Source organism: Nonomuraea rubra (assembly GCF_014207985.1).
GTDB lineage: Bacteria > Actinomycetota > Actinomycetes > Streptosporangiales > Streptosporangiaceae > Nonomuraea > Nonomuraea rubra.
The window spans coordinates 10,613,362-10,637,786 of sequence record NZ_JACHMI010000001.1 but is presented as its reverse complement, the minus strand read 5'-3'; the positions used below and the strand labels follow the sequence as shown (position 1 = coordinate 10,637,786).

Below are 24,425 nucleotides of genomic sequence, written 5' to 3'. Positions count from 1 at the left end.
TCGGAGGGCCAGGTCGCGGACTTAACGCTGGTCGCCCGGGAAGGCCAGGTTGCGGACGCGGCGTACCGCGCGCTTGAGCACGGTGCGGTTCCGTTCCCTGGCCAGCCGCACCGCCTCGCGGCGCCAGGCCTCGGCCTTCTCGCGCCACCGTGCCGCGTCCCTGCCGTTCTTGCCCGCCTCCCTGCGTGCCTGCGCGAGCTCGGCCCGCAGGGCGGCCACGCGCTTGCGGTAGCGGGCCAGCTCCTGCTCGTGCCGGGCCGCGAGCACCGCCAGCTCCGACGGGGGCCGCCGGCGCGGCGGGTAGACGGCGGGACGGCGCTTGAAGCCCCACGTCTCCCCGTCCACCCACTCCAGCCCGAACAGGGCGTCCACCAGGTCGTCCAGGTGCTCGTCGCCCGGCCCGGACACCAGGTCGTCCAGGTGCTCGTCCCCCGGCCCGGCCACCAGGGCGGCGCGGGAAAGCGCCGCCGTGCGGTCCAGGCGGGCGATCGTGACGCCGCCCGCCGTCTCCTCCAGGGCGACGCACAACGTGCCCGAGTCGTGCTCCTCCAGGTGCGCCACCAGGCGTTCCACGGTGTCCTTCGAGACGATCCACCCCGGCGGCACCGACAGCCGGAACGGCGCCGTGCCGGTGCCGGGCGGGCTGAAGTGCACGCGGGGGTCGTGCTCGAAGGCGGCGTGCACGAGCCGCAGGTCGAGCTGCGGATCGGCCAGGGGCGAGCGCCGCTCGGGGGTGAGCAGCTCCCAGGGCCCGGTGACGGTGACCCGGACGTCGGGAAGCGAGCCGGCCAGCAGAGAGTCCACCGTGGCCCGTACGTCCTCGTACGAGCCCTCCGGCACCGTCACGTCCACGTACGGCACCAGCCACTGCCGCCCCGCGTCCGTCCGCAGGTAACGCCGGTACGGCACCCGATCGGCGACGTACGGATCGTTGTACCGCTTCAGCGCCCCGTGGTCGCGCATCGCCGTCGGCAGCCCGACGTGCCACGCCCTGGACTCGGGGTCGGGCACGAACACCGCGCCCGCCTGCGTGAGCCGGTACCCCAGCTCCGTGTCCTCGGCCAGCACCAGCGACGTGTCCATGCCGTCGGCAGCGCGCAGCAACGCCGCCGGGTACGACACCGTGGCCCCCACGTGGATCCTGGTGGCCAGGGAGCTGGGCGCGGTACGCAGGCCGTCGTGGTCGCGGATGATCTCCTCGGCCCAGTCGTGGCGGTGCGGCGACAGCGGGAAGAGCCGCTCCTCGGCGCCTTCTGCCAGCGCGGCCACGACCTGCTCGGGCGCGGGCAGCGGGCCGGGGCCGGTGAAGTCGATCCAGCCCAGCGCGACCACGTACGGGGCCAGGTGGTGCCAGCGGAGCTGGGCCTCCACGTGCCGGCGGTGCGGCACCATGTCGGCGTCCAGCACGAACACGACCTCGCCCGTCGCCGCGTCGAGCCCCGCCTGCACCGCCCAGGCGCGCCCCCAGCCGCCCGGCGGGCTGGAGATGAGCTTGGTCCTGGCGGGGGCGAGCTCCGGCAGGGACAGCGGGGTGGCGCTGCCGTCGTCCACGACGACGACGTCGAGCAGGTGCTCGGGGTAGCTCTGCGCCGACAGGGCGGCGAGCGTGAGGTTCAGCGTCTCCTGGCGGTCGTGGGCCGGGATCACGACGGTGACCGTGAGCGTGGGCTCCCAGCCGCCCAGCGCCGGCGGGTCGAGCACGCCGAAGTCGTTGTGCGGGATGCGCGGGATCACGGGAGCGGGCTCCCGTCGAGCGCCATCAGCGCGTTCGGCCGGAAGCCGCGCCACTGCCGCCTGTTGCGCTGCAGGAACGTCCCGAGCGGCTCCTGCCAGGTGTGGTTGGCCGCGGGGCCCCTGCGCAGGATGTACCCGAGCCCGTGCGTACGGTAGATCTGCCCGCCCGCCGCCTGCAGCGCCTCCTGGAACTGCGTGTCCACCGAGCGCGGCAGCGGCCTGAACCCGCCCACCGCCTGGAACGCCGACCGCTCCACCAGGATCGTCCCGCCCGCCACGAAGCTGGTGATCTGCTCGGTGATCTGGTGGCGGTGCACGGTGACGTCGATGGAGGACAGGTAGACGAACTCCGGCACCGTCCCGACCACCTGCGCCCCCGAGTACGCGTGCGCCAGCAGCAGGTCGGCCAGGAAGTCGGGCCCGTACCAGTCGTCGTCGTCCATCTTCAGCAGGAACGACCCCGAGGCCCTGGCGGCGGCGAGGTTCAGCACCTCGCCGAAGACGGCCCGACGGTCGGCCTCGAACACGGTCAGCGGCCCGTCGTACGCGGCGATCGCCGCGGCCACGTCCGGATGCCCCTGCGGCACGCCGTGCAGCGCGAGGATCACCTCCAGGCCGGCGCCGCGCTGGCGGGCGATCTGGCCGAGCGCGAACGACACCATGTCGGTGCGGCGGGTGGCCAGCAGGACCGACGTGAGCGGGGGAGCGGGCGCGGGCGCGCCGAGCTGCTCCCACCGGGCGGCCACCCCGTGGGTACGCAGCGCGGCGCGGCGCAGCCGGATGCTGTGCTCCTCCCGCCGCAGGTCGTCCGACAGGTCCGGCTCACGGGTGAGCAATTCGACGAGCTCGTCGCCGAGCGCGCCCGCCCAGCGCGGCACCGCGCCGGCCACCAGCGGCACCCCGGCGGCGCTCAGCCCGGCCAGCACGCGCACGGCCGTCAGCGGGCCGCTGTGCGCGTGCCGCCAGTCCACCTCGACACCCCTGATCTGGCGCAGCCTGGCCACGTCGGCGTCGGTGACGCCGCCCGACTCGGCGAACGACGTCACGGCCTTCCCGTCCAGCACCACCGACCAGCGCCCGTCGCGCTCGGCCAGCGACGCCATGCCGCGTGACGGCGTGGTGACGAACCCCTGCGGGTTCACCAGCCGCTCGTCCACGGGCGGGACCATGGACGGCTCCGCGAGCACGTCGGGATCGGCCAGCGGCGAGTCCGTCATGCCGGGCCGGCCCAGCCGCTCCCAGCTCACGGCCTCCAGCGCGGGCCGTTCGATGGGCGTCTCGGCTCCGGCCCACCCGGTCTGCGCGGGATCGGGGTCGGGATCGGGCCCCATGGCGTCCGCCGTGAGCGTGCGCAGGATCACGTCGCCGCCGGGCGCGCCCACCCGCTCGGGCACGGGGCCGCTCACCTCGGCGGGCGTCGCGTTCGGGTCGCCCGGCCGCCAGTCCGCCGCGCCGACGCCCGCGATGGCCGCCGCCGGCGCCGCGATCACGTCGAGCCGGTGCCCGGCGAACGCCCGGGCCGTGGCCGTCACCGTACGGCCCGCGGGCGTGGCGGCGGAGAAGCGCGCGTCCACCACCCAGACCCGGTTCTTCGGCTGGTAGACCCGCAGGTCCGTGAGCGCCCGCCAGCGGTGCGCCGGGGTGGGCGTGGGCACGGGCGCGGGATGGGCGGGCGGCGTGTCGAGCACGGCGACGACCACCCGTTCCGCCTGGGGCAGCAGCTTGTGCAGGGTGGCGACCCTGCGCAGGTCGGAGGGGGTCCTGGCGAGCACCACCACCTCACGGGAGTGCTCGGGCTCCGCGTGCGGCTCCAGCAGGTCCCGGTCCAGGTCCACCGCGTCGTGCAGGTGGTCCACGTCGTCGATCCCGGCGAGGAACACCCGCGCCTCGCGCAGCTCCGCCAGCAACCGCTCGATCATCCGGCGCTCCGGAGATGGCGCATGATCGAGTTCAGCGGGCCGCGCGGCTGCTGCTCGCCGGGTGTCTCGGAGAGCCGCTCGACCTCGGCGGACAGCCGTTCCACCTCGGCCTTCAGCTCCTTGATCTCGGCCAGCCGCTGCCCGGCCAGTGCCCGCCACTTGGCGGGCTCCCCGGACAGGGGCTCGGCCTCGCCGGCCGGGACGACGCCGTACTCGGCGCCGCTGACCCACTCCGACCCGAACAGCTCGTCCACCAGGTCGTCGGCCTGGCCCTGGAACAGCGCGGCACGCGCGAAGGCGGCCGTGCGCTCCAGCCGGGCGGCCACGACCCCGCCGGAGCCCTCCGCGAGCGCCACGCAGACCAGGCCGAGCAGGTCGCGGTCGGCGTGCTTGACCAGCCTGGCGAGCGTGTCGGCGCCCAGCACCCATCCTGCGGGCAACGTCACCAGGAAGGGCGCGGGCGCCGCCGAGGCCGGCACGTCCTCCGCGAACTCCACGCGCGGCTCGTGCGCGTACAGGTTGTGCAGGAGGCGCAGGTCCAGCATGGGGTCGTCGAGGTTCGAGCGCCGCTCGCCGGTCAGCTTGCCCCAGGGGCCGACGAGGGTGACCGCCGCGTCGGTGAGCGTGCCCGCCAGGGCCGAGTCGACGGTGGCGCGCGTCTCCTCGTACGTCGTGGCGGTCACCGCCGCCCGCACGTACGGCACCAGCCAGTGCCGCCGCGGATGCGCGCGCAACCAGCGCAGGTCGGGGATCAGATCGCCCAGGTAGGACCAGTTGTGCCGGTGCACCTCCCGCTCCCGCAGCATCACGGTGGAGGGCCCGACGTGCCACGCCCTGGCCTCGGCGTCGGGGATGAACACCGCGCCCGCCTGGGCCAGCCGGTAGCCGAGCTCGGTGTCCTCGGCCATGTTCAGGGAGGCGTCCACGCCGCCCGCCGCGCGCAGCAGGTCCGCGCGTACGGAGGAGGAGGCGCCGGTGTGCAGCAGGTACGGGTTCGCCCCCGCGTCCTTGAGCCTCCTGGTGGACTCCAGGATCTTCCTCGTGTACGCGGACTGGACGCCCTCCTCGCCCGGCGCGTCCACGAACCGCGTGTCACCGATCACCACCGCGTAGTCGATCAGGTGGTGCCAGCGCATGTGCGCCTCTAGGTGGTCGTCGGCGAGGATCATGTCGGAGTCCAGCCAGTGGATCACGTCGCCGGTGGCCGCGAGCTGCCCGGCCTGCCTAGCCGCGCCGCGTCCCCAGCCGCCGGTCACCCGTACGACCCGCGCTCCCGGCACCCGCAGCGGCGGCTCGCTGCCGTCGTCGGCGACGATCACCTCGACCAGCTCGGCCGGGTACGTCTGCCGCGCCAGCGCGGGCACCGTCCGGTCCAGCGCCTCCTGGCAGTCGTAGGCCGGGATGACCACCGACACCTTCAGCGAGGGCCGCCACGTGCCGGGCTCGGGCGGCCGCAGCACGCCGTAGTCGTTGTGCCTGATCCGGGTCATACGCGGTCCTTGGCCAGACCTCTGACCTCCTCGCGCAGCTCCTCCACCTCGCGGGCCCTGGCCATGGCGTTGACCCGGTCCTCGCCGAGCGAGGCCAGGATCGCGCCGAGGTCGTCGGCCCGCCGCGCGGCGGAGTCCTCGACAGCCTGCACCAGCACGTCCAGCCTGGTCTCGATGTTCTTCAGCGCGGCGGTGGTCCTGGCCAGCTCGGCCTCGTGCTTCTTGATCCGCAGGTCGATGCGGTGCGCCTTGCCGTCCAGGCGGCGCACGGTGAAGACGAGCAGGGCGAGCGCGGCCAGCGAGACCAGGAACGCGACGGCGGCCGCGGCGGCGCCGAGCGTGATCAGGTCGGCGAGTACGAGGAGGGCGAGCACGCCGAGGGCCAGTGCTGCGAGGGGTGCGGCGGTCGCTGCCAGGCGGCGGGGCGAGAGCATCCGCGCATACCTTTCGTCGTTCACGGCTTGGAGGACATCGGAGGCTTCACGGACATCTGGGGAGTATTGACACCTTATTCAACATTGGCAACCACCGCGCCATGAGTTCTCCAAGGTTCCCAGCGAATCATCAGGCTCAGAGCCTGCACAGGCCGTACGCGGCAGGGTGTCCTGCCGAATCTGGCATGCGCGTCTACTAGTCAGTAAAACGGGCGTAAGGTAGGCGCCGATCACCTCTCAAACGGTCAAGGAGCACACCACCCATGTCCGTCACCCCTTGCGGCTTCACGCGTACGCCGGAGAAGGGGCTGGCCCGCCTGCACTGGGGCGACACCGGCTGGGCGGTGGAGGGCCAGCCGCCCGACGTACCGGCGCTGCGCCCGCTGCGGGGCCTGGAGATCGAGTGGCCGGACGGCCGGGTGCCGCTGGACGGCCTGCTGGAGCTGGCCGCCGCCGGGGTGCCGCTGACGGCCGGACACGCGCCGCCGTGGGTGCCCGCCGACCTTGCCGCGCTGCTCACCGACCGCGACTGGCTCGGCCACGCCGCCGACGGCACCGCGCGCTCGCTGGCCGACCTGCGTCGCGAGGAGCACAGCGTACGGCTGCGCCGCCTCGCCCACCCCGTCACCGCCGTCCCGCAGGTCAGCATCGTCATGGCGACCAAGCGGCCCGCCCTGATCGGCCAGGCGCTGGCCCAGATGGAGCGCCAGCGGGACGTGCGCGCGGAGGTGCTGCTGGGCCTGCACGGGGTGCGCCACGACCAGGTGCGCGAGGCGGTCTCGGCCTGCTCGCTGCCCGTGCGCTGGGTGGAGGCGGACGCGTCCGTGCCGTTCGGCGAGGTGCTCAACCGGGCCGCGGCGCTCGCGAGCGGCGACTACCTGGCGAAGTGGGACGACGACGACTGGTACGGCCCGCGGCACCTGGCCGACCTGCTGATGGCGACGGCCTACACCGGGGCCGACGTGGTGGGCACCACGGCCGAGTTCTTCTACCTGGAGCCGTTGAAGGCGACGGTCAGGCGGACGACGTTCGCGAGCGGGGCGAGTTATCCGAGCGAGGTCTGGGCCGATCATGTGGCCGGTGGCACGATCCTGGTAGCAATGGCGAAATTCCGTGAAATAGGCGGATTTCCTGGATTGCCGCGTGCCGTGGATCTTGAATTTCTGAAGGCCGCGCAAAAGGCAGAAGCCCGCATCTATCGCACCCACGGGCTCGGTTATGTCCTGCGCCGCGGCCTCAGCGCCGACCACACCTGGCAGCTCCCGCTGGCCCACTTCCTCAAGGTGGCCGTGAACCAGTGGCGCGGCTTCCGCCCCAGCCTGCTCATGGAGCCCTCGACCGCGCCGCTGGAAGCCGCATGACCACACGCGGCAGGGTGCGCGGGAACGACTACCGGGTGCTCGCTCCCGGCGAGCACTTCACCCCCAGGCTGACGGTCAGCGTCGTCATCCCGGCCTACGGCGGCCAGGACAAGCTCGACCTGGTGCTCGCGGCGCTGGGCAGGCAGACGTACCCGGCCGCGCTCACCGAGATCATCGTCGTCGACAACGGCAGCTCACCACCCCTGCGCCTGCCGGAGGGCAGCGCCGCCCGGCTGGTCGTCTGCGACCGCCCCGGCCGGGCCAGCGCCCGCAACGCCGGCCTGGCCCAGGCCACCGGTGACGTCGTCCACTGGCTCGACTCCGACGTGGTGCTCACGCCCGGCGCCATCGAGGCCCACATGCGCTGGCACCACGCCGCCCCGTACCTCGTCGTCACCGGCTACATCCGCTTCACCGCCGCCGAACTGCCCGCCGAGCTCCCCGACGACCTCGCCGGACACTTCGAGCCCGCCGAGCCGCACGCCTGGATCGTCGACCTCGTCGAACGCACCGACGGCCTCACCGACAACCCGCAGCGCCCCTTCAGCCTGCACGTCGGCGGCGCCACCTCCGTCAGCGCCAGGCTCATCGAGGCGGCCGGGCCCATGGACGAGGAGCTGATCCTCGGCCAGGACACCGAGCTGGGCTACCGGCTCGGCCAGGCGGGCGCCGTCTTCGTCCCCGAGCCCGCCGCGCGCGCCTACCACCTCGGGCCCACCATGCGCATGCGCGACAAGCAGCCCATCGACCGGGTCAGCCACGCGTTCGTCGCCGACCGCATCCCGGCCTACCGCTGGCTCAGGGGCCATCCCGGACGGCAGTGGAAGGTCCCGTACGTCACGGTCGTCGTGGACGGCACGCGCGGCTACGACGCCGTGCGCACGACGGTGGACGCCGTGCTCGCCGGCACCGTCCCGGACGTGTCGGTCCTGCTCACGGGCCCCTGGCCCACCCTCGACCGCGACCGCCGCGCCCCCCTCCGGGACCCGGACCTGGAACTGGTGCTGGTCCACGGGCACTACCAGCACGAGGGCCGCGTACGCCTCGCCGAGACGGCGGACGTGGACCCCGCCGTCCCCTTCGTCCTCCGCCTGCCCGCCGGCTGGGCCCCCGCCGAGGACACCCTCGCCCGCCTCCTCGACCTGGCCCGCGACGACGCCCTGGGCCTGGTCAACGTGCTCCTCCACGAAACCGCCTCCGACGGCGTCGTGGCGGCCCGCCTGGAACGCACCTCCGCCTTCGCCAGAGCCCGCCTCGTCGCCGCCGACGGTGAGGACCTGGACGACGTGGTGGACGAGGTGTCCGGGGTGTCCTGGGTCGAAGGCGAGACGTACGGCTTCACCACCTCACCGGCGGCTCCGCAGGGCCGGCGCACCGCCCACCGGGCCCGGCTGGAGGCCGAGGCGGAGGCCGCCAGGCTCGCCAAGGAAGCCGAGCGGCTGCGGGCGCAGGTGGCCAAGTGGCGCGAGGAGGCCGGGCGGTGGCGCAGGTCCACCGTGGAGCTGCGGCGCGAGGTCGGTGCCCTGCGGCGCCAGCTCGCCGCCGCCAACCGGGCCCAGCAGGGCCTGCGCACCCTGGTCTCCACCACCATGAAACGCGCCCTCCGCAAACGCCTCCGCGACTGATCATGGCCCCAACGGTTGACATCAAGAGGAGCATCCCACCCGCTTCCCGGTGCTGAGCGTATGCGGGGGCGGGCGGGCGCGCAGCGTTACGCGCCGCCTGGTGGGTGCGCGGCGCCCCGTGCTCTGGCGCCGCGTCGGCGGGACGGTGTACGGAGGAGTCCGGCGCAACGTGCACAGCGGCCAGCACAAGACGCATCCCCGAACAGACACCTGCACATGAGCGACTCACTGCACAAAACCACCCCCTGTGTGCAAACGCCCCTCCATGCGAGCGGCAGGAAGTGCGAACACGCAAGAGCACCCCTCACGCACAAGCACCCCCTGCGCGCACTGCACGCCCACCGCACGAGCCCGCTCGCAGAAGGGCGCACACCCAAAACGCAAGCCCCCTTCGCGCGAACACACCCCCCGCACGCACAACCGCCCGCGCCTCACCCAACACGACGCAGGCACAGAGCCGCCGAGGAAATCAGTTGGGACGCAAGGCAGACTTCAGCCGCCGGAGCAGCGAATTCTCCGACCCCTCCACCGACACCGAAACAGCCGCAGCACTCCCAGAAGCGGGCGTGGACGGCGGAGCCGGGATGGTGACCGGTTCCGGCTGGGCGGGGACGGGCCAGAACCGGTCCGGGGGTTCGTGACGGACGCCGTGCGTGGCGGCGATGACCTCGTCCAGATCCTCCCCGGGCGAGCTGAGCAGGCACGCCCGCCCCAACGCCGACGTCCGTTCGAGCCGGGCCGTACGCCCGTCCGGCAGGTCCACGACCAGCACCCCGGCGAGATCCTTCTGCACCGACTCGATCATGCGCTCCAGCGTCGCCCGATGCAGCGGCACGTCCACCGGCCCCCGGTACCGGAACGGGGTCGGGGCAGGGGTGGGGGCGGCCTCGTCGATGAGGCGGATGCGTTCGTCGTTGGCGAACAGGTCGCGCATGAGCCGCAGCTCGAAGCACGGGTCCGACAGGCCGAAGCGCTGCCCGGACGACAGCCGTGACCACGGCCCCACCAACGTCACCACGATGTCCTGCAGCTTGCCGTCCAGCGCCGCCGCCACCGCCTGCCGCACCACCGACTCGCTGGTGTCGGTGACGTCCAGCACCACCTCCACGTACGGCACCAGCCACCGCCGCCCCCGGTCCTTGCGCAGGTCCCTGCGCAGCGGGATCCGGTGCGCCAGGTACGGCTCCACGGCCCGCACGGCCCGCTCCCGGTCGCGGTGCTGCGAGGGCAGCCCCAGGTGTACGGCCTGGGCGTCCAGGTCGGGCACGAAGACGACCCCGTACATGGCCAGCCGGTAGGAGAACTCGGTGTCCTCGCCCCGGATGACGGTCGGGTCGAGGCCGCCGACGGCGTGGAAGACCTCCCGGGGAAGGGCGAAGGTCGGGCCCGTGCACACGTGGTACGGGTTGCGGCTCTTGCGCAGCCCGTCGGTCTTGGCGATGGTCGCCTCGGTCGAGCTCGGCACGGCCGTGTCCAGGTCGAACAGCTCTCCCAGGTGCCCGGCCCTGAAGACCTGGCCGGGAGTGACGCACGGCGGCTCGACGAACTTCTTCATCCCGATCGTGACCAGGTAGTCGGTCACGTGGTGCCACCGGGCCAGGGCCTCGATGTGCTCGCGGCAGGCCACCATGTCGGAGTCGAGCCGCTGGATGATCTCGCCGTCGGCGGCCTTGGCGCCGGTGTTGACGGCGTTGGAGATGCCCCAGCCGTCCTCGACCCGTACGAGGCGGGTGTTGACGGGGCGGATCTCGGGCAGCCGGATCGGTGGCCGGCTGCCGTCGTCGACGACCAGGACCTCCATGAGGTGTGCCGGGTACGTCTGCGCGGCCAGTGCCGCCAGCGTCAGGTCGAGCTTGTCCTGCCCGCCGTGCGCGGGTACCACCACGCTCACGGAAAGGGCGGGTGACCAGGCGCCGAGCCGCGGTGCCGCTACTGGTGAAAAGTCGTTCTGCCTCAAAGCAGGACGCGCGTTCATGGTCGTGACCCCCTGCCGAGACCTTATCGGGAGATGCTGAGTATTTCCTGAATAGTGTTGCTGTCTAAGCATCAAGTCCGACTCGTGGACACGGCTCCGCGCCAAGTGCGCGCACCCCGTACACTCGGTGCCCAACACCGCAGGTAGGGAGTCATCAATGAGCAGGTCGTGGCGTGGCCTCATCGAGGAGTACCGCGAGCGTCTTCCGGTCACCGCGAAGACGCCGGTCATCACGCTGCTCGAGGGCGGCACGCCGCTGGTGCCCGCGCACCGCGTCTCGGCCCTCACGGGGTGTGACGTCTACCTGAAGGTGGAAGGGGCCAACCCGACGGGCAGCTTCAAGGACCGCGGGATGACGATGGCCATCAGCAAGGCGGTCGAGGAGGGGGCCAAGGCGGTCATCTGCGCCTCCACCGGCAACACCTCGGCGTCCGCCGCCGCCTACGCCGTACGGGCGGGGCTGACCTGTGCCGTGCTGGTGCCGCGGGGGAAGATCGCCATGGGCAAGCTGGCCCAGGCGCTCGTGCACGGGGCCACGCTGCTGCAGGTCGAGGGGTCGTTCGACGACTGTCTGGAGATGACCCGCAAGCTGTCGTCCAGCTACCCGATCGCGCTGGTCAACTCCGTCAACCCGTTCAGGCTGCAGGGGCAGAAGACGGCGGCGTTCGAGATCGTCGACGCGCTCGGCGACGCGCCCGACATCCACTGCATCCCGGTGGGCAACGCCGGCAACATCTCGGCGTACTGGATGGGTTACCAGGAGTACGCGGACGACGGCGTGTCGACGAAGCGGCCGCGCATGTTCGGCTTCCAGGCCAGCGGGGCGGCGCCCATCGTCGGGGGCGCGCCGGTCGCGCACCCGCACACGATCGCCACCGCGATCCGCATCGGCAACCCCGCCTCCTGGTCGCTGGCCACCGCGGCCCGCGACGAGTCGGGGGGGCTCATCCAGGCGGTGACCGACCGGCAGATCGCGGCCGCGTACAAGCTGCTGGCGCAGGAAGAGGGCGTGTTCGTGGAGCTGGCGTCGGCCGCCAGCGTCGCGGGGTTGCTGCAGGCCCACGCGCAGGGCATGGTTGAGCCGGGGCAGCGGATCGTGTGCACGGTCACGGGCAACGGGCTGAAGGACCCTGACTGGGCCATTTCGGGGGCTCCGGCGCCGGTGGTCATCCCCATCGACGTGCATGCCGCCGCGGCGGCGCTCAACCTCGCCTGACGGGGAGTGACGAGGAAAAGTGAACGAATGAGGACCGTTGACATTCGCGTGCCCGCGACGTCGGCGAACCTGGGGCCGGGTTTCGACGCGCTCGGGCTCGCGCTGAGCCTCCACGACGACGTACGCGCCACGCTCACCGGCGAACGCGGGGTGCGCGTCACCGTGGAGGGCGAGGGCGCGGGGGAGGTGGATTCCGGCGAGGGGCACCTGGTCGTCAGGGCCATGCGGAAGACGTTCGACCGCATGGGCGTCCCCCAGCCGGAGGGCATACACCTGCACTGCCGCAACAGGATCCCGCACGCACGGGGGCTGGGATCGTCGTCGGCGGCCGTGTGCGCGGGCATTCTCGCCGCGCGCGCTTTGGCTCGTAGCGAACGCGCTGAAAGCGAATTCTCCGACGACGACGTGTACGCGCTGGCCACCGAGATGGAAGGGCATCCCGACAACGTGGCGCCCTGCCTGGCCGGCGGGCTGACCATCTCGTGGTCCGACCACGACGGGCTGCCGCATATGCTGAAACTAGCTCCTGACCAGCGCATCCGTCCGGTCGCCGTCGTTCCGTCGACGCGGCTGTCCACGGAGGCCGCGAGGGGGCTGCTGCCGAAGGACGTGCCCCACAAGGACGCCTCCTTCAACGCCGGCAGGGCCGCGTTGCTGATCGCCGCGCTGACCCGGAAGCCCGAGCGAGAGCTGCTGCTCGCCGCCACAGAAGATCGGCTCCATCAGCATTACCGCGCGCCTGCGATGAGGGCGAGCGCGGATCTGGTAGAACGTCTCCGTGCAGTGGGCGTGCCCGCGGTCGTTTCGGGAGCGGGTCCCACGGTTCTTGCGTTTTCGACATCGGATACGCAGGATTTGATCGCGCCAGAAGTGGGTAATGACTGGCACATCCAGCTAATGGACGTCGACCCGGTTGGTGCGAACGTTCAGTTCCCCGAGACACGCTGATGCCTCTTTAGACCTTCAGGGAATAGCCGTGTGCGCTGGTGATGTTAGGCTGGTAGCCGCACCAGATGCCCCCTTGGTGGGTGCGTGCTTGTCAGCCACACATCGCTGCATCATGCTTCACGTCGCGAGGCGGAAGCAGCGCGGCTGTCTCCCCGGAATCCGTTGCCTCCGGTTGGCCCACACCCGGTTGGCTCGACGTGAGGTGGCGACGACGGGGATCTGCGCGTTCGAATCACATCGACATCTGGTTGGCGACAGCAATCTGGGGGGTGTCAGCCACGCGCCAAGGGCCATCGGCGGCGTGGAAGAACCCCTCCCCAAGAGTGGCGGCCGTCTCCATCGACAGCCGAAGATCGCAAAGTGCACCCCGACCCGGTCTGTCCCGCCGGATCGCAAGCACCTCCGGGACGCCCGGAAGAACAAATCCGGCGCCCGACCCCTGGGAAGGACCTTTTAGTTGAGCGACACCACCGAACTCCTCTCCGACGCATCAGGCGCTGAGCCCGCGTCCGGCGACACCCCCACCCGCGCCGCGGCCAAGCCGCGTGCGCGTCGCTCCGGCACCGGCCTGTCCGCCAAGGTGCTGCCCGAGCTGCAGAAGATGGCAGCGGAGCTGGGCATCAGCGGGACCGGGCGCATGCGGAAGAGCCAGCTCATCGCGGCCATCCAGGAGAAGCAGGGTGGCGGTTCCGGAGACGGCGCACCAACGGCCGCGGCTGTGGCCGAGTCGCCCGCCCCCGCGGCGGAGGCGGCGCCCGCGGCCGAGCGGCCCACCCGTACGCGCAGGGAACGTTCCCGCACCAAGACCGCTGACAAGCCCGCTGAGGAGACCGCTCCGCAGCCCGTCGCGGCGCAGGCCGCGGAGGTGACTCCCGCGCCCGTGGCCGCCGCGCCCGAGCCGGTCGCCGCTCCGGCGGAGCCCGTCGTGGAGCAGCAGGCCCAGCCCGCGGAGACGCAGCAGGGCGAGTCGCGCTCCGAGCGCGGCGAGAGCCGGCGCGAGCGCCGCAGCCGTGGCGAGCGCCGCGAGCGCGGCGACCGCGGCAGCGACCGCGGTGAGGGCGGCCGCGCCGAGAGCAGCCGTGACGGCGGACGCGACAGCGCTCGTGACGGCGCTCGTGACGGGGCCCGTGACGGCCGCGACGGCCGTGACGGTGGCCGCGACGGTCGTGACGGCCGAGACGGTCGTGACGGCGGCCGTGGCGAGCAGCGCGACCGCGTCGCCGCCGACAGCCGTGGCGACCAGCGGGGCGGCGGGGACGACGACGAGCGCGGCGGCCGTGGCCGCAGGGGCCGCTTCCGCGAGCGCAACCGCGGGCGTGGCCGCGAGCGCTTCGAGACGGGCGAGCCCGTCATCGGCGACGACGACGTGCTCATCCCGATCGCCGGCATCCTCGACATCCTCGACAACTACGCGTTTGTCAGGACCAGCGGCTACCTGCCTGGCAGCAACGACGTCTACGTCTCGCTGGCCCAGATCCGCCGCAACGGCCTGCGCAAGGGCGACGTCATCACCGGCGCCGTCAGGCAGCCGCGCGAGGGCGAGCGCCGCGAGAAGTTCAACGCCCTGGTCCGCCTCGACACCGTCAACGGCATGGATCCGGAGCAGGCCCGCAACCGGCCCGACTTCAACAAGCTGACGCCGCTCTACCCGCAGGAGCGCCTGCGCCTGGAGACCGAGCCGAACATCCTCACCACGCGGATCATCGACCTCGTCTCCCCGATCGGCAAGGGCCAGCGCGGCCTCATCGTCTCCCCGCCCAAGGCCGGTAAGACGATGGTGCTGCAGGCCATCGCCAACGCGCTGACCCGCAACAACCCCGAGTGCCACCTCATGGTCGTGCTCGTGGACGAGCGGCCTGAAGAGGTCACCGACATGCAGCGGTCGGTCAAGGGCGAGGTCATCCACTCGACCTTCGACCGTCCCGCCGAGGACCACACCACGGTCGCCGAGCTCGCGATCGAGCGCGCCAAGCGCCTGGTGGAGCTGGGCCACGACGTGGTCGTCCTGCTCGACTCGATCACCCGTCTCGGCCGCGCCTACAACCTGGCCGCGCCGGCGTCCGGGCGCATCCTGTCCGGTGGTGTCGACTCCACGGCGCTCTACCCGCCCAAGCGCTTCTTCGGCGCCGCCCGCAACATTGAGAACGGCGGCTCGCTGACGATCCTCGCCACGGCCCTGGTCGAGACCGGGTCCAAGATGGACGAGGTCATCTTCGAGGAGTTCAAGGGCACCGGCAACATGGAGCTCAAGCTCAACCGTTCCCTGGCCGACAAGCGCATCTTCCCCGCGGTGGACGTCGACGCGTCCAGCACGCGTAAGGAAGAGATCCTCATGGCCAAGGAGGAGCTGCAGATCGTCTGGAAGCTGCGGCGCGTCCTGCACGCGCTCGACATGCAGCAGGCGCTGGAGCTGCTCCTGGAGAAGATGAAGGAGACGAAGTCCAACGCGGAGTTCCTCCTCCAGGTCCAGAAGACCACGGTGAGCAACGACCGCGACTAGCGGCCTCGCGTACGTGAGGGGGTGGCAGGTGCGCCTGCCGCCCCCTTTCGCGTTCCCGGGGAAGGGGGGTGGGGCTAGCCCTACCCCCCTTCGGTTGCTTCCCGTATTCCCGTGCCACCGCCGCCGGGGCACGCTTGCTGCATGCGAACGGTGGCGTTGAAGGACCGCGTGCCGTTGGGGCCTCTGGGGCCGCTCGGTGTGCTGGTGGACCCGATGACGTGGCGTGCGGCGCCGTACCTGCTGGTCAGCGGGGCGCTCGGGCTGATGTGGTATTTCGTGCTGGCCATCACCATCTCCGTCTCGCTCGCCCTGACGGTGGTCTGGGTCGGGGTGCCGCTGGCGATCGCCACCGTGCTGCTGTGGCGCGGCGGGGCCCGGCTGGAGCGGCGGCTGCAGCGGCTGGCGTTCGGCGTCCGCCTCGCCGACCCCTACCGGCCGCGCCCGCAACGGGGGCTGGGCGCGCACGTGCAGTGGCTGCTGAAGGACCCGGCGACCTGGCGGGACCTGGGTTACCTGCTCATGCTGCTGCCGCTCGGCGCGGTCGAGGCCGTGGTGTCGTTCGCCATGTGGATGGGGACGGGCGGGCTGCTGCTGGCCCCCATCCTGTACCCGATGGAGCAGGGGGCGGGCGGCAGCGGGTACTTCGTCGAGAGCTGGTCCGAGGCCTGGATCGCCGGTTTCTTCGGCGTGCTGCTGCTGGTGCTGAGCGCGTACCTGGCAAGAGGAATGGCCTGGTTGCACGGGACGCTGGCGACGGTGCTGCTCGGCGGCGGCGAGGAGGAGCGGCTGCGGGCCAGCAGGGCCCGCGGGGTCGACGCGGCGGAGGCCGAGCGGCGCAGGATCGAGCGCGACCTGCACGACGGCGCCCAGCAGCGGCTGCTGTCGGTGGCGGTGGACCTGGGACGGGCGCAGTCGAAGTTCGACAGCGACCCGGAGACCGTCAGGGAGCTCATCGCGCAGGCCCACGCCGGCACCAAGGCGGCCATCGCCGAGCTGCGCAACCTCGCCCGGGGCATCCACCCGGCCATCCTGAGCGACCGCGGGCTGGACGCGGCCCTGTCGGGGCTGGCCGCGCGGGCGCCGATCAGGGTGGACGTCTCGGTCGAGCTGGACGAACGGCCGCCGCCCGCGGTGGAGAGCATCGCGTACTTCATCGTGGCCGAGTCGCTGGCCAACATGGCCAAGCACTCCGCCGCCACCGAGGCCTCGGTCACGGTGATCAGGGATCGCCGGGGCGTGGTCGTGGACGTGTGGGACAACGGCATCGGCGGGGCCGTCATCGTCCCCGGCGGCGGGCTGGCCGGGCTGGCCGACCGGGCGGCCACCATCGACGGCGTGCTGGTGCTGCACAGCCCCATGGGCGGCCCCACGATCGTCCGCGCCGAACTGCCGTGCGAGTGGTAGGCGCGCGAGCCGCGATTGACCGCCCGGCATGCCGCCTGTAAGCCTGGCTCATGCGCGTGGTCATCGCGGAGGACTCGGTACTGCTGCGTGAGGGGCTGGCGCGGCTGCTGGCGGACGGGGGCATCGAGACGGTGGCCGCCGTCTCCGACGGGGCCGCGCTCGTGGCCGCCGTGTCCGAGCACGAGCCCGACCTGGCGATCGTCGACGTACGCATGCCGCCCACCCACACCGACGAGGGCCTGCGGGCGGCCCTCCAGGTACGGGCGGCGCGGCCCGGCTTCCCGATCCTGGTGCTGTCGCAGTACGTCGAGGAACGCTACGCCGGCGACCTCATCGGCAGGGCCGTCGGCTACCTGCTGAAGGAGCGGGTGGCGGACGTGGCGGAGTTCCTCGGCGCGGTGCGGCAGGTGGCGGCGGGCGGCACGGTCATCGACCCCGAGGTGGTCGTGCAGCTGCTCAGCCGCCAGCGGCGCGGCGCGCCGCTGGACTCGCTGTCGCCCCGCGAGCGCGAGGTGCTCGCCCTGATGGCCGAGGGCCGCTCGAACACGGCCATCGCGGCCCGCCTGGTCGTCACGGAGGGCGCCGTGGAGAAGCACATCTCCGGTATCTTCACCAAGCTGAGCCTGGGCCCGGCGCCCGAGGACCACCGGCGGGTGCTGGCCGTGCTGACGTACCTGGGACGCTGATCGACGGGAATGACCGATGGCCTGGGATGGTTACACGATCTGGCACACTGGTAGCTGACCATTTCGCGGTTCCGGTTCACGCCATGCGTGAAGGCGACCCGGCGGCCGCGCCCCGAAAGGACAGCGATGAAGCGCGACATCCACCCTGACTATCACGTGACGCAGGTCTCCTGCTCCTGCGGTAACACGTTCACCACCCGTAGCACCGCCAAGAACGGCGTCATCCACGCCGACGTGTGCTCGGCCTGCCACCCGTTCTACACGGGCAAGCAGAAGATCCTCGACACCGGCGGCCGGGTGGCCCGCTTCGAGAAGCGCTTCGGCAAGAAGGCCACGGGCAAGTAGCTCCACCCACGCCGACCCTGACGCACCCCGGTGCGTCTGGGTCGGCGTTGTTGGTGAAACGGCCATACTTTTACGAAAAAAGGACCCACGGTGAACCTCGACGAGTTGCTCAAGGAGTATTCCGAGCTGGAGCTGCAGCTCGCCGACCCCGCCGTGCACGCAGACCAGAACAAGGCCCGCACGCTCGGTCGTCGTTACTCACAGCTCACGCCGATCGTCGGCACCTACCGCGAGCTGGAGTCGACCCGCGAGGACCTGACGGCCGCCAAGGAGCTGGCCGGCGAGGACGAGGCGTTCGCCGCCGAGGCCGCCGAGCTGGAGGAGCGCGTCCCGCAGCTCGAGGACAAGCTCAGGCACCTGCTCATCCCGCGCGATCCCAACGATGACAAGGACATCATCATGGAGATCAAGGCGGGCGAGGGCGGCGAGGAGTCCGCGCTGTTCGCGGGCGACCTGCTGCGCATGTACCTCCGCTACGCCGAGCGGCTCGGCTGGAAGACCGAGATCATCGACAGCCAGCCCTCCGACCTGGGCGGCTACAAGGACGTCACGGTCGGCATCCGGGCCAAGGGCGACGAGGGCGTCTGGTCGCGGCTGAAGTACGAGGGCGGCGTGCACCGCGTGCAGCGGGTGCCCGTCACCGAGTCCCAGGGCCGCATCCACACCAGCGCCGCGGGCGTGCTCGTCTACCCGGAGGCGGAGGAGGTCGACGTCCAGATCGACCCCAACGACCTGCGCATCGACGTCTACCGCTCCAGCGGCCCCGGCGGCCAGAGCGTCAACACCACCGACTCCGCGGTCCGCATCACCCACCTGCCGACCGGCACCGTCGTCTCGTGCCAGAACGAGAAGAGCCAGCTCCAGAACAAGGAGTCGGCCCTGCGCATCCTGCGCGCCCGGCTGCTGGCGATCGCCCAGGAGGAGGCCGACGCCGCGGCCCAGGCCGAGCGCAAGTCGCAGGTCCGCACCGTCGACCGCTCCGAGCGCGTACGCACCTACAACTTCCCGGAAAACCGCATCTCCGACCACCGCGTCGGCTTCAAGGCGTATAACCTCGACCAGGTTCTCGACGGCGAGCTGACCGCCGTCACCCAGGCCCTCATCGACGCCGAGACGGCGGAGAAGCTCGCACAACACTCATGACATTTCTGCTGGACGAGATCGCGCTCGCCACCGCCCGGCTCGCCGAGGCAGGCGTTCCTTCGCCGCGCACCGACGCGGAGGAGATCGCGGCGTTCGTCCACGGCGTGCGCAGGAGCGAGCTCCACACGGTCAAGGACTCCGAGTTCGACGCGCTGTTCTGGGAGGGCGTCGCCCGGCGCGAGGCCCGCGAGCCGCTGCAGCACATCACCGGCCACGCCTACTTCCGCTACCTGGAGCTGGCCGTCGGGCCCGGCGTGTTCGTGCCGCGTCCCGAGACCGAGGTGATGGCCGGCTGGGCCATCGAGACCCTGCGCGAGATGGACGTCAACGCCCCCCTCGTCGTCGACCTCGGCACCGGCTCGGGCGCGATCGCGCTGTCCATCGCCCAGGAGGTGGCGCTGGCGGAGGTGCACGCCGTGGAGGTCGACCCGGCGGCGTACACGTGGGCCAAGCGCAACATCTCCGAGCTCGGCCAGGGCCGCACCCACCTGCACCCCGAGGACCTCGCCGAGGCGCTGCCCGAGCTCAACGGCAAGGTCGACCTGGTCATCTCCAACCCGCCGTACATCCCGCCCGGCGCGATCCCGCGCGATCCCGAGGTGCGCGACTACGACCCCTCCAGGGCCCTGTACGGCTCGGGCGACGACGGGCTCGGCGAGGTGCGCGCGGTGGAACGCACGGCCCGGCGCCTGCTGCGCCCCGGCGGCTGGGTGGCCGTCGAGCACGCCGACGAACAAGGCAGGGCCGTCTACCTGACGTTCCCCGAGGACAACGGCTGGCGCGACGTACGCCTGCGCCAGGACCTCACCAGAAGAGACCGCTTCGTCACGGCCCGGCTGGGCCAGGACTAGGATGCACGGCGTGGGACGACGTTTTGACTGCTCCGATCCCGACCAGCGGACCATCGCGCTGATGGAGGCGGCCGCGGCCGTGCGCCGCGGCGACCTGGTGGTGCTGCCGACCGACACGGTCTACGGCATCGGCGCCGACGCCTTCACCCCCGATGCCGTCAAGTCGCTGCTCGACGCCAAGGGCCGGGGTCGCGACATGCCGCCGCCCGTGCTCGTGGGCACGGTCAGAGCCGCCACGGCGCTCGTGGACGACCTGGGGGCGTACGGGCAGGACCTGATCGACGCCTTCTGGCCGGGGCCGCTCACGCTCGTCTGCAAGGCGAACAGGGCGCTTTCCTGGGACCTGGGCGAGACCAAGGGCACGGTGGCCGTACGCATGCCGCTCCACCCGGTCGCGCTCGACCTGCTCAAGGAGACCGGCCCGATGGCCGTCTCCAGCGCCAACCGCTCGGGCTCGCCCGCCGCGACCACCGCGGAGGAGGCCGAGGAGCAGCTCGGCGACTCGGTCGAGGTCTACCTCGACGGCGGCAAGAGCACCGACAACACGCCCTCCACCATCCTCGACCTCACCACGGCCGTGCCCCGGCTGCTGCGGCGCGGGGCCATCCCGGTGGAGAAGCTGCGCGGCATCATCGGGTACGTCGCCACCGACGACTGACGTATACCCGCTGCTTATTCCGGCTGCTATCGCGTCCGGGCCGTGATTACGGTGAGGCCCGGAGCGGCGATACGTCCGGGAGCGGCCCATGGGCAAGTACGACGGCATGGATCCCCAGCTGGTCCGTGACCTGCTGACCGAGGTGAAACACGCGGCCACGGAGATGCGCAGGATCGAGGACCGGGTCAGGGCGGCCATGCAGCGGGCCGGCGTGCCCACCGAGGCCGTCCACCGGCCCGCCCAGGTCGCGGATGCCGTGGGTGTGATGGTCAAGGACGTCGACAAGCGGCTCGCCGTACTGGAGAAGCGGGAGGATCCGCCTGGGGGTGATGGGCCCAAGGACGTGCGGGGGGATCGCGAGCAGTACGAGAATCCGCGTGGCGGCTCCGGCAAGACGACGGACGGCGAGGGGAAGACCGGCTCCACCGGTTCGGACGGGAAGACCGGCTCGGACGGATCGACCGGCTCGGACGGGAGGGCTGGTTCCGAGGGGAAGACCGGATCCGACGGGAAGACCGGTTCCGAGGGGAAGACCGGTTCCGACGGGAAGACTTGCGACGACGCGGAGCGCTCGGGGACGGGGCGGGACGGCGGGACCGGTTCCGAGGGGAAGACCGGCGACCAGCCTGCGGAGACGCCCAAGGATGACGACGTGGGCAGCAGGCGCGATCAGGGGACCGAGCCGGATCGCGGCGTGACGGATCCACCCGCCAAGGACACGGACACCGATCCGCCTGTCACGGACCCGCCTCCTACAGACCCGCCTGCCGCGGACCCGCCTGCCACGGATCCGCCTCCCACCGACTCGGACACCTCCGGCAGGGACACGGATGCGCCCGCCGCGGACGGGTCGGACGGATCGGACGGGCAGGACGCCACCAAGCCGAGGGTCGTGGTGGTCGATGGCGTCAAGGTCCTCCAGGTGCCGCTCGACGCGCCCCAGGCGGCGGTGATCGAGGACATGCTGGAGAACCCGGACCAGGTCCAACCCGCCGAGATGCCGAAACTTCCCGCCGACGGCACGGGCACGACGAACGCCACGAACGTCAACGACTACGCCAACGACGGCAGCGACGTGGTCTCCGCCGAGGCGACCCCGCCGAACCTGGACGCCCTCAAGACCGTCATCGAGGACCACCGGCAGATCGCACCCCAGGACATGCCCGGCGTACAGGTCCCCGAGGGCGAATACGGCAAGGGCGCATGGGCCGAGCGCGACATCCGTCCGGACGGACCCGCAGGCTCGGTCGACGCGGGCAACCCGAGTACGGGCGGAAACACGCCTGCGACGCCGCCACCCACGGACCCGGCGAGCACCGGCAGCACGGCGACGGCAGGCGCCTCCACGACGGACTCCACGACGGTGGGCAGCACGACCGCGGAGACATCGGACGTCGCCACCACGCCGGGCGACGACACCTGCGACTCGGGCAAGGACGCCGACACCCCGCCACGCGACGACGGCACCGGAAGGGACGCGGGCACGCCACCGCGCGACGACGGCACCGGCGGGAACGCGGGCACACCGCCGCGCGACGACGGCACTGGAAGGGACGCGGGCACCCCGCCGACGGATCGGGACACGAAGCCGGATCAGCCGACGGGCGACCGGCCCACGGGGGACCAGCCGACGGGCGACCGGCCCACGGGAGACCGTCCCACCGGCGACCGTCCGGCAGGAGACCAGCCTGAGCAGGGCAGAGGCGGCCCGGGAGAGCCCGTGGCCATCCCGCCGACCAACCCCGCCGAGACACCCACCGGCAACGCCGACACGCCGCCCACAGCCCCGGAGACAGGCCAACACGGCGACACGGAGCAGCCCGCACCGGGCCGCACGTCGGAGACCGGCTACGGAGCCGGCCAGCCGTCACAGCCGCCAGTGAGTGCTGATGCTGCGGTGGCAGGCGGTGGAGCTGGTGCGGAGGGGAACGGCGGAAGCGGCGCAGCTGTGGCCGGCGGCAGTGCCGGTACGGAGGCGGGCGGCGGCGTAGGGGCCGCAGGTGGTGCCGGGGCCGATGGCTCTGGCCCGGCGGAGCAAGCGGAGGCGGGCGGCGGCAGCGGCGCTGTGGCGGGACCAGGGGGTGGCGGTGTCGAAGCGGGCCGCGGTGCAGGTTCCCCGTACAACATCTTGATCGCCTACGACGTCGAGCCCGGCACCGATCCCACGGCAGGCCAGGACGCCGCCACCTCGTGGGCGGACGACGGCAGTGACGTCGTCACCTCCGACACGACCCCACCCACCCTGGACGCCCTGAGAACGGTGATAGACCACCACCGCGACATCCAGCCCCAGGACATGCCCTCCGTCCAGATCCCCCCAGGCGAGTACGGCAAGGGCGAATGGGCCCCTGAGGACGTCGGGCCGGACGGCCCGCCAGGGGCGATCGACCCGGGCCGGCCGGAGAGGAGCCAGTGATGTACGCCGACCCGCCGGCCCCCAGGGCCAGGGGCCGCAACGAGGCCCCGCCCGCCTCCCCGGGCGGCCTGGACGGCCTCCAGCACCCCTGGAAGTTCAATCCCGACTACCAGAAGCTGGTCGAGGCGTGGGACGAGGTCCTGCCGCAGCTCGAGACGCTCAGGACCGCCCTCGACAAGGCGTACTCGCTGGCCAGGAGCCCCCAGACGTGGGACGCCCCGGTGGGCGAGCGCTACGTGGAGGACCTCCGCGAGTGGCGGCGCAGGCTGGCGCTCTACCGCCACTCCATCCTGACGTCGATCAGCGACGCGGCGGAGGACATGCCCCGGTGGGTACGGACGACGGATGTGCCGCAACCCTTCTGGTGAGATGAAATTTCGGGGAATCACCGGTGTATGGGAGAAACGGACATTGGGGCGTACAGTGGGGAAATGGGTACGGAGCCCTACTACGGCCCGGACTTCGGGATGTTGCGGAGCCGGGATCCCGAGATCGCGCAGATCCTGATCGACGAGCTCGACCGGGTACGCGGCGGGATCCAGCTCATCGCGAGCGAGAACTTCACCTCGCCCGCCGTCATGGCTGCCCTCGGTTCCACCCTCACCAACAAGTACGCCGAGGGCTACCCGGGCAGGCGTTACTACGGCGGCTGCGAGGTCGTGGACCGGGCGGAGCGGCTGGCGGTCGAGCGGGCGCGTGGGCTGTTCGGGGCCGATCACGCCAACGTCCAGCCCCATTCCGGCGCCTCGGCGAACCTGGCCGCGTACGCCGCCCTGCTGCAGCCCGGCGACACCATGCTGGCCATGGCGCTGCCGCACGGCGGCCATCTCACCCACGGCTCGAAGGTGAACTTCTCGGGAAGATGGTTCGACGTCGTGTCGTACGGGGTGCGGCGCGACACCGAGCTGATCGACTACGACGAGGTTCGCGACCTGGCGCTGCGGCACCGGCCGAAGCTCATCGTGTGCGGCGCGACGGCGTACCCGAGGCTGATCGACTACTCGGTGTTCCGCGGCATCGCGGACGAGGTGGGGGCCTGGCTGCTGGCGGACGTGGCGCATCCGATCGGGCTGATGGCGGGCCGCGCGATCCCGTCGGCGGTGCCGTACGCGGACGTGGTGACGTTCACCACGCACAAGGCGCTGCGCGGGCCGCGCGGCGGCGCGATCCTGTGCACGGAGGAGCTGGCGGGGAAGATCGACCGCGCGGTGTTCCCGTTCGTGCAGGGCGGGCCGCTGATGCACGTGGTGGCGGCCAAGGCGGTGGCGTTCGCGGAGGCGATGCGGCCGGAGTTCGCCGACTACGCCAGGCGGGTGATCGCGAACGCGCGGGCGCTGACGGAGGCGCTGGCGGGGGAGGGGATGCGGGCCGTCTCGGGCGGCACGGACACGCATCTGGCGCTGATCGACCTGCGCGGGCTGGGCGTTTCCGGGGCCGAGGCGGAGCGCAGGTGCGCGGCCGCCGGGATCACGCTGAACCGCAACGTCATCCCGTACGATCCCGAGCCGCCCGCGATCACCTCGGGCATCCGGGTGGGCACGCCGTGCGTGACCACTCAGGGGATGGGGCCCCAGGAGCTCAAAGAAGTCGGCACGCTCGTGACGCGGGCGGTACGGCATCCGGGCAGCTCAGCGGAGGTCAGGGAAAGAGTTGCGGCGCTTCTCGCCATCCACAGGCCATATCTCAGCGAATATTAAGCTGGTCTGTGTCGTTTTCCGGT

The 24,425-nt window shown here is 72.0% G+C and carries 19 protein-coding genes; 14 read left to right on the top strand and 5 right to left on the bottom strand.

Annotated elements, in window-relative coordinates; genetic code table 11:
• Window positions 1-21: 21 nt before the first annotated feature.
• From HD593_RS64005 to HD593_RS48460, 4 genes are read right to left on the bottom strand one after another with little or no spacing between them, the layout of a single operon-like run.
• A complete protein-coding gene (locus HD593_RS64005) occupies window positions 22-1,734 on the bottom strand; it encodes a glycosyltransferase family 2 protein (protein WP_185109632.1) in 1,713 nt (570 codons plus the stop codon).
• On the bottom strand, window positions 1,731-3,653 hold the full coding sequence (locus tag HD593_RS48470) for a glycosyltransferase (protein ID WP_185109631.1): 1,923 nt from the start codon (window positions 3,651-3,653) through the stop codon (window positions 1,731-1,733). Before HD593_RS48470 ends, HD593_RS64005 begins: the two co-directional genes overlap by 4 nt.
• The gene (locus HD593_RS48465) at window positions 3,650-5,143 is read right to left on the bottom strand and encodes a glycosyltransferase family 2 protein (protein ID WP_185109630.1); all 1,494 of its coding nucleotides are present in this window, start codon (window positions 5,141-5,143) and stop codon (window positions 3,650-3,652) included. The genes HD593_RS48470 and HD593_RS48465 overlap by 4 nt, the downstream gene beginning before the upstream one ends.
• Window positions 5,140-5,601 (bottom strand): hypothetical protein, encoded by a 462-nt coding sequence (locus tag HD593_RS48460; RefSeq protein ID WP_185109629.1) that lies wholly within the window; start codon window positions 5,599-5,601, stop codon window positions 5,140-5,142. The genes HD593_RS48465 and HD593_RS48460 overlap by 4 nt, the downstream gene beginning before the upstream one ends.
• 239 nt (window positions 5,602-5,840) lie before the next feature.
• Here HD593_RS48460 and HD593_RS48455 point away from each other — a divergent pair, with 239 nt between their 5' ends.
• A complete protein-coding gene (locus HD593_RS48455) occupies window positions 5,841-6,938 on the top strand; it encodes a glycosyltransferase family 2 protein (RefSeq protein WP_185109628.1) in 1,098 nt (365 codons plus the stop codon).
• Window positions 6,935-8,563: a glycosyltransferase family 2 protein gene (locus HD593_RS48450; protein WP_185109627.1), complete on the top strand. Its 1,629-nt coding sequence runs from the start codon at window positions 6,935-6,937 to the stop codon at window positions 8,561-8,563. The genes HD593_RS48455 and HD593_RS48450 overlap by 4 nt, the downstream gene beginning before the upstream one ends.
• Window positions 8,564-9,032: 469 nt before the next feature.
• Here the strand turns inward: HD593_RS48450 and HD593_RS48445 are convergent, their stop codons facing one another.
• The gene (locus HD593_RS48445) at window positions 9,033-10,454 is read right to left on the bottom strand and encodes a glycosyltransferase family 2 protein (protein WP_312904278.1); all 1,422 of its coding nucleotides are present in this window, start codon (window positions 10,452-10,454) and stop codon (window positions 9,033-9,035) included.
• A gap of 241 nt (window positions 10,455-10,695) precedes the next feature.
• Between HD593_RS48445 and thrC the strand changes: the two genes are divergently transcribed.
• The 12 genes from thrC (at window position 10,696) to HD593_RS48385 (ending at window position 24,402) form a co-directional block, all read left to right on the top strand.
• Entirely contained in the window at window positions 10,696-11,754 is a 1,059-nt protein-coding gene (gene thrC / locus HD593_RS48440; protein ID WP_185109625.1) for a threonine synthase, read from the top strand.
• A gap of 27 nt (window positions 11,755-11,781) precedes the next feature.
• Window positions 11,782-12,702 carry a homoserine kinase gene (thrB, locus tag HD593_RS48435; RefSeq protein WP_185109624.1) on the top strand — a complete coding sequence of 307 codons (921 nt, stop codon included), beginning with the start codon at window positions 11,782-11,784 and terminating at the stop codon, window positions 12,700-12,702.
• A 457-nt stretch (window positions 12,703-13,159) separates the two neighbouring features.
• Complete coding sequence (gene rho / locus HD593_RS48430; protein WP_185109623.1) at window positions 13,160-15,202, top strand: transcription termination factor Rho; 2,043 nt, start codon at window positions 13,160-13,162, stop codon at window positions 15,200-15,202.
• A 141-nt stretch (window positions 15,203-15,343) separates the two neighbouring features.
• Window positions 15,344-16,606: a sensor histidine kinase gene (locus HD593_RS48425; RefSeq protein ID WP_221525347.1), complete on the top strand. Its 1,263-nt coding sequence runs from the start codon at window positions 15,344-15,346 to the stop codon at window positions 16,604-16,606.
• A gap of 50 nt (window positions 16,607-16,656) precedes the next feature.
• The gene (locus HD593_RS48420; protein ID WP_185109622.1) at window positions 16,657-17,292 is read left to right on the top strand and encodes a response regulator; all 636 of its coding nucleotides are present in this window, start codon (window positions 16,657-16,659) and stop codon (window positions 17,290-17,292) included.
• A gap of 126 nt (window positions 17,293-17,418) precedes the next feature.
• Window positions 17,419-17,637: a 50S ribosomal protein L31 gene (gene rpmE, locus HD593_RS48415; RefSeq protein WP_043616312.1), complete on the top strand. Its 219-nt coding sequence runs from the start codon at window positions 17,419-17,421 to the stop codon at window positions 17,635-17,637.
• 90 nt (window positions 17,638-17,727) lie between these two features.
• Window positions 17,728-18,780, top strand: a complete 1,053-nt coding sequence (gene prfA / locus HD593_RS48410; RefSeq protein ID WP_185109621.1) for a peptide chain release factor 1 — start codon at window positions 17,728-17,730, stop codon at window positions 18,778-18,780.
• Window positions 18,777-19,631 (top strand): peptide chain release factor N(5)-glutamine methyltransferase, encoded by an 855-nt coding sequence (prmC, locus tag HD593_RS48405; protein WP_080042514.1) that lies wholly within the window; start codon window positions 18,777-18,779, stop codon window positions 19,629-19,631. The genes prfA and prmC overlap by 4 nt, the downstream gene beginning before the upstream one ends.
• A 10-nt stretch (window positions 19,632-19,641) precedes the next feature.
• Entirely contained in the window at window positions 19,642-20,289 is a 648-nt protein-coding gene (locus HD593_RS48400) for an L-threonylcarbamoyladenylate synthase (RefSeq protein WP_185109620.1), read from the top strand.
• An 88-nt stretch (window positions 20,290-20,377) separates the two neighbouring features.
• Window positions 20,378-22,705: a hypothetical protein gene (locus HD593_RS48395; protein ID WP_185109619.1), complete on the top strand. Its 2,328-nt coding sequence runs from the start codon at window positions 20,378-20,380 to the stop codon at window positions 22,703-22,705.
• Window positions 22,705-23,073 (top strand): hypothetical protein, encoded by a 369-nt coding sequence (locus tag HD593_RS48390; RefSeq protein ID WP_185109618.1) that lies wholly within the window; start codon window positions 22,705-22,707, stop codon window positions 23,071-23,073. The genes HD593_RS48395 and HD593_RS48390 overlap by 1 nt, the downstream gene beginning before the upstream one ends.
• 63 nt (window positions 23,074-23,136) lie before the next feature.
• On the top strand, window positions 23,137-24,402 hold the full coding sequence (locus tag HD593_RS48385; RefSeq protein WP_185109617.1) for a serine hydroxymethyltransferase: 1,266 nt from the start codon (window positions 23,137-23,139) through the stop codon (window positions 24,400-24,402).
• Window positions 24,403-24,425: the final 23 nt, after the last annotated feature.